This is a genomic window from Kangiella sp. (genome assembly GCF_014762745.1).
Classification (GTDB): domain Bacteria; phylum Pseudomonadota; class Gammaproteobacteria; order Enterobacterales; family Kangiellaceae; genus Kangiella.
On record NZ_JABURJ010000014.1, the window covers coordinates 1 to 5,798 of the forward strand.

3 protein-coding genes are annotated in these 5,798 nt (G+C 47.3%); all 3 read left to right on the top strand.

Annotated elements, in window-relative coordinates; all coding sequences use genetic code 11:
* Positions 1-287 precede the first annotated feature (287 nt).
* Positions 288-1,358 (top strand): ABC transporter ATP-binding protein, encoded by a 1,071-nt coding sequence (locus tag HUJ19_RS00250; protein ID WP_106647041.1) that lies wholly within the window; start codon positions 288-290, stop codon positions 1,356-1,358.
* Positions 1,359-1,664: 306 nt separating this feature from the next.
* Positions 1,665-4,541, top strand: a complete 2,877-nt coding sequence (locus HUJ19_RS00255; protein WP_290621570.1) for a ribonucleoside-diphosphate reductase subunit alpha — start codon at positions 1,665-1,667, stop codon at positions 4,539-4,541.
* Positions 4,542-4,680: 139 nt separating this feature from the next.
* On the top strand, positions 4,681-5,798 hold a 1,118-nt coding region (locus tag HUJ19_RS00260; protein ID WP_290621571.1), incomplete at its 3' end, for a ribonucleotide-diphosphate reductase subunit beta.

Below are 5,798 nucleotides of genomic sequence, written 5' to 3' on the forward strand. Positions count from 1 at the left end.
GGTGAACCTTTCATGTAAATTAAAACTTTGTTGTCTGCAATCTGTTGTTTGATTTGCTCAATAGTGTCGCTCATGTATGACCTCAAATTGTGTTAATTAGGCGCCCTGCCCGATATCAGATGGCGGCGATTATAACGCTTTTCAAGGCTGATGAGCACCGTTAATCGCAAGAAATCTTGATCTGCATCTATGCAAGCAGAATTCTTGTCGCTACAATGCGTTACTAAATGAGAATTAGTTTCAATTAGAATCCGATTTCAGATTTTACGGGCAGAAAACGCACCTTTATGAGCGAATTTAGCGACCACCCTATCCTGCAACTGAACGATGTTCAGTGCCGACACGGCGAACAGATCATCGTTAACCACATTGATTTCAAACTAAAAGCTGGCGACAGTGCCTGCCTGCTTGGGCCTAGTGGTTGCGGTAAAACTACCTTGTTGCGTGCCATTGCCGGACTTGAGCCCATATATGAAGGCTATATCAGCATTCATGGTCGTTTCTGCTCAAAGCCTGATTTTACTCTGCCCCCTGAAAAGCGCCATCTAGGCCTGGTTTTCCAGGACCATGCGCTTTTCCCACACCTCAATATCTTCGACAACGTAGCCTTTGGTTTACGCCATCTGCCACGCAAAGAACGCCGCGAGCGCGTAAAGGAGTGTCTTGAACTAGTTGGGCTGGAAGCGATGGAAAAGCGTTATCCGCACCAATTATCGGGTGGCCAACAACAACGAGTCGCTCTAGCGCGTAGCATTGCACCGCGTCCTGAACTGATTCTACTGGATGAGCCCTTCTCCAGCCTGGACACCCATTTGCGTCGGTCACTGGCTCGAGAGTTAAAAGAATTGCTGAAAGCACAGAACATTGCCAGCCTGCTGGTGACCCATGATCAACAGGAAGCGTTCGCCATGGCGGACTACATTGGTGTTATGCACCAGGGGAAATTACTGCAGTGGGATACGCCCTACAACCTATACCATAAACCAGTGGATGCTCAGATTGCCTCATTTATTGGTGAAGGGCATTTTATTGCTGGCACCATTTCAGACCATCAGCACGTCAATACGGTGCTTGGCAACTTCACCATTGCTAATGGCAAAAAGTTCACCCCCAATGACAGCGTGCTGGTGCTGATGCGACCCGATGATGTTAAGCCCAATATGAATTCTCCTCTGCGCGGTAAGGTTACGCATAAGGTATTTAAGGGCGCAATCATTGAATATGAGCTGGAATTGTCCAATAACGAGCAATTAAAGGCCATTTTCCCCAGTCATCACGATTATCCATTATCACAAGATATAGGGTTCGACCTGGATGTGAAGCACTTGATCGTGTATCCAGATCACATTTCTTTGTAAAATTTTTAACCAGTTTTAAAAAAATGCAAATATGACTTAAAACGCTTGACCTAGCGCAAGCCCAAGCCCCATAAGGCTTCCCGAGTTACCCACCATTTCTTAACAATTTATCCACAGAAAATTCCCCAAGATATGCTCTTGCCAAGCAGCAAAAAACGCACTATCTTGTATCCATTGCGAGAGCAACTAACTATATATAGTGAATCAAGAAGATCGTCTAACTTGTTGATTCTCTGTAATCTCAGTCAAACAATGAACAAAAAACAGCCAACCGACAAATAATGCAAAGAGGTCTGTGGAGGAATAATGGAAACCGAAGTCAGCAAACCTGAACAATCAGCTGCCAAAACCCCAAAAACAAACACACCATCCAGCCACGAAATTGAAGCCACTAAACCGGGTGAAATTCGTGTTATCCGCCGCAATGGAAAGGTGACGCCTTATGACGACAGCAAGATCGAAGTTGCCATGACCAAGGCGTTTCTTGCGGTTGAAGGTGGTGCGGCAGCAGCATCTAGCCGTGTGCATGAAACGGTGCGCCAATTGACCAAACAAATCACCGAAGCCTTCAAGCGCAGAATGCCAGGTGGCGGTATTATCCACATCGAAGACATTCAGGATCAGGTTGAGCTGGCTCTGATGCGTAATGGCGAGCAGAAAGTTGCCCGTTCATACGTGTTATACCGCGAAGAGCGTGCTCGTGAGCGTGCTGCGCGTGATTCAGCCAAGCTGGACGCTATCGTTGGCGACAATCAGGTCATGGTAACGGTTGAAGACGGCAGCAAGCGTCCGTTAGACGTTGAGCGTTTGCATACGGTTGTGGTTGAAGCCTGTAAAGACCTGTCTGACGTCACTCCGGACCAAATCCTGAAAGACACCATGCGTAACCTCTACGATGGCGTTGCCATTAAAGATGTTTACCAGGCATTGGTGATGACTGCTCGCACCATGATTGAGCAGGAACCTAACTACAGCTATGTGACTGCTCGCCTGTTGTTAGACAGCATCCGCTCAGAAGCTCTAAGAGAGCTTGGCGTTGCTAAACGCGCTACGCAAAGCGAAATGACGGCTATCTATCCAGAAGCTTTCAAAGCTTACTTAAGCGTTGGCGTTGAAAACGAATTATTAAGCCCAGAATTGCTGAGCTTTGATATCGAAAAGCTGGCGAATGCCATCAAGCCTGAGCGCGACATGCTGTTTACTTACCTTGGCATTCAGACACTATTCGATCGCTATTTCATTCATAAAGATGAAGTACGCATTGAGCTTCCTCAGGTATTCTGGATGCGCGTCGCTATGGGCCTTGCCATCAATGAAGACGATCGCGAAGCGCGTGCAATTGAGTTCTATGATGTGTTATCAACATTCCACTACATGAGCTCAACCCCTACTCTATTTAACTCAGGTACATTACGCCCACAGCTTTCAAGCTGCTACTTGACCAACGTTCCGGATGACCTTGACGGTATCTATGGCGCGATTAAAGATAACGCCCTATTGTCGAAATTTGCCGGTGGTCTAGGTAATGACTGGACACCAGTACGTGGTCTTGGTGCTTACATCAAAGGTACAAACGGTAAATCACAAGGTGTTGTGCCCTTCCTGAAAGTAGCTAACGACACTGCGGTTGCAGTAAATCAAGGCGGTAAGCGTAAAGGTGCTGTCTGTGCCTATCTTGAAACCTGGCACATTGATATCGAAGAGTTCCTTGAGCTTCGTAAAAATACTGGTGATGACCGTCGTCGTACCCACGACATGAACTCAGCCAACTGGGTGCCTGACCTGTTCTTGAAGCGTGTCAGCACTGATGGCGAGTGGACGCTATTTAGCCCGAACGAAGTACCGGATCTGCACGACCTTTACGGTAAAGAGTTTGAAGAGCGTTACGAATACTACGAAGAAATGGCCAAATACGGCAAGCTGAAAACAGCTAAAACCCTTCAGGCTAAAGACTTGTGGCGTAAGATGCTGTCGATGTTGTTCGAAACTGGCCATCCATGGATTACTTTCAAAGATCCTTGTAATGTTCGCTCGCCACAGCAACACGTTGGCGTTGTCCACAGCTCAAACCTGTGTACCGAAATCACCTTGAACACCAAAGCCGGTGAAGAAATTGCGGTCTGTAACCTGGGTTCAGTTAACCTGCCTAAGCACATGAAAGACGGCAAGCTGGATATCGAGCAAATTGAGAAAACGGTTAAGACAGCGGTTCGCATGCTGGACAACGTTATCGATATTAACTTCTATCCAGTAGAAACGGCGCGCAAATCAAACATGCGTCACCGTCCGGTTGGTCTTGGCCTAATGGGCTTCCAGGACGCCTTGTATCTACAGAAGATTCCTTACACTTCTGATGCGGCGGTTGAGTTTGCTGATAACGCCATGGAAGCGATTTCCTACTATGCGATTAAGGCATCAACCGACCTTGCAGAAGAGCGCGGCTCTTATGAGACTTTCGCTGGCTCATTGTGGTCACAAGGTATTTTGCCAATCGACTCCATTCAGAAGTTGGTCGAAGAGCGTGGCTCTGATTTCATCGAAGTTGATACCAGCTCAACCATGGACTGGGACACTCTACGTGAGCGCGTCAAAACCGTCGGTATGCGTAACTCAAACGTGATGGCAATTGCACCAACTGCAACCATCTCGAACATTACAGGCGTATCGCAGTCAATTGAACCGACTTATCAGAACCTGTATGTGAAATCGAATCTGTCAGGTGAGTTCACAGTGGTTAACCCATACATGGTGAAAGAGCTTAAAGCTCGTAAATTGTGGGACGCGGTAATGGTTAATGACCTGAAATACTACGAAGGTAGCTTGCAGCACATTGACCGTATTCCAAGCGAAGTCAAAGAGCTGTTCTCAACCGCCTTTGAAGTCGAACCAAAATGGTTAGTTGAAGCGGCCAGCCGTCGCCAGAAATGGATCGACCAGGCGCAGTCGCTCAACCTATACATGAGCGAACCTTCCGGTAAAAAACTGGATATGGTTTATCGCATGGCCTGGTTCCGCGGCTTGAAAACCACTTACTACTTGCGTTCACTTGGCGCAACCAGCACCGAGAAATCAACCATCAGTGATGGCAAGCTCAATGCAGTATCCTCTGGTCCAGCACCAGTAGGCTCAGCCGCACCAAAAGCCTGCTCCATTGATGACCCAGATTGCGAGGCTTGCCAATAATGGCAAGCTTTTCGCTTTAGTGAATAACTAAAAAGAGAAGTGACGACAACGGAATGGGGTTGCAACGAAAGTTCGCCCCTTTTTTCACCGAAAATAAATCGAATGGTGAAAAGCTCAAACAAATTTAAGAGAGGTAAACATGTTCAACTGGGATGAGTTCGAAAAAGAGGACAAGGCCGAAGCGCCGAAAAAAGCACAAGCTGCTCCTGCTCCCGTAATCGAAGAGCAACAAGAACGCCCTGCTCCAGCGCCACAGGTTGCCGCTGAGCCAAAAACAACACAAGAAGAATATGTCGAGCCAGAAGCATTGGATAATGTAGCCAAAGCACAAGCTGCACTTGAAGAGCTTGATGTAGCTCCTGGTCTGGAAGAATTAGAAATGGGCGCGGCCCGTATCGAAGTTGACGATAAGAAAATGATCAACTGCCGCGCTGACCTGAATCAGCTGGTTCCATTCAAGTATGACTGGGCATGGCAAAAATACCTTGATGGCTGTGCCAACCACTGGATGCCACAAGAAATCAACATGACCAAAGACGTTGCCACCTGGAAAGATCCAAATGGCTTAACCGACGACGAGCGTAAAATCGTCATGCGTTCTTTGGGTTATTTCTCAACCGCAGACTCATTGGTTGCCAACAACCTGGTACTGGCGATCTATCGCTTAATCACCAACCCAGAGTGCCGTCAGTACATTTTGCGTCAGGCATTTGAGGAAGCCATTCATACCCACGCTTACCAATACTGTGTTGAGTCATTGGGCATGGATGAAGCCGAAGTATTCAACATGTACCGCGAAGTACCAAGCATCGCCAAGAAAGCGGCATGGAGTATCAAGCATACGCAAGGCATCTCCAATCCAAACTTCAAAACAGGAACCCCAGAAACGGATCAGGAATTGCTACGTAATCTGATTGGCTTCTACTGTGTGACCGAAGGTATCTTCTTCTACTGTGGCTTTACACAGATTCTGTCTATGGGTCGCCGTAACAAAATGACTGGTGTAGCTGAGCAGTTCCAGTACATCTTGCGTGATGAATCAATGCACCTTAACTTCGGTGTTGACGTCATTAACCAGATCAAATTGGAAAACCCACACTTGTGGACCGAAGAGTTCAAGCAAGAAGTGATTCAAATGATTCTTGAAGGCACCCAGCTTGAAATCGAGTATGCGCGCGACACAATGCCACGCGGCGTACTAGGCATGAATGCAGGCATGATGGAAGAATACCTACAGTTCATCTGTAACCGTCGTCT

What these genes read in the sequence shown, in the direction of transcription:
- HUJ19_RS00250 (WP_106647041.1), top strand. Translation starts at nt 288, where the DNA reads ATGAGCGAATTTAGCGACCACCCTATCCTGCAACTGAACGATGTTCAG.
- HUJ19_RS00255 (WP_290621570.1), top strand. Translation starts at nt 1,665, where the DNA reads ATGGAAACCGAAGTCAGCAAACCTGAACAATCAGCTGCCAAAACCCCA.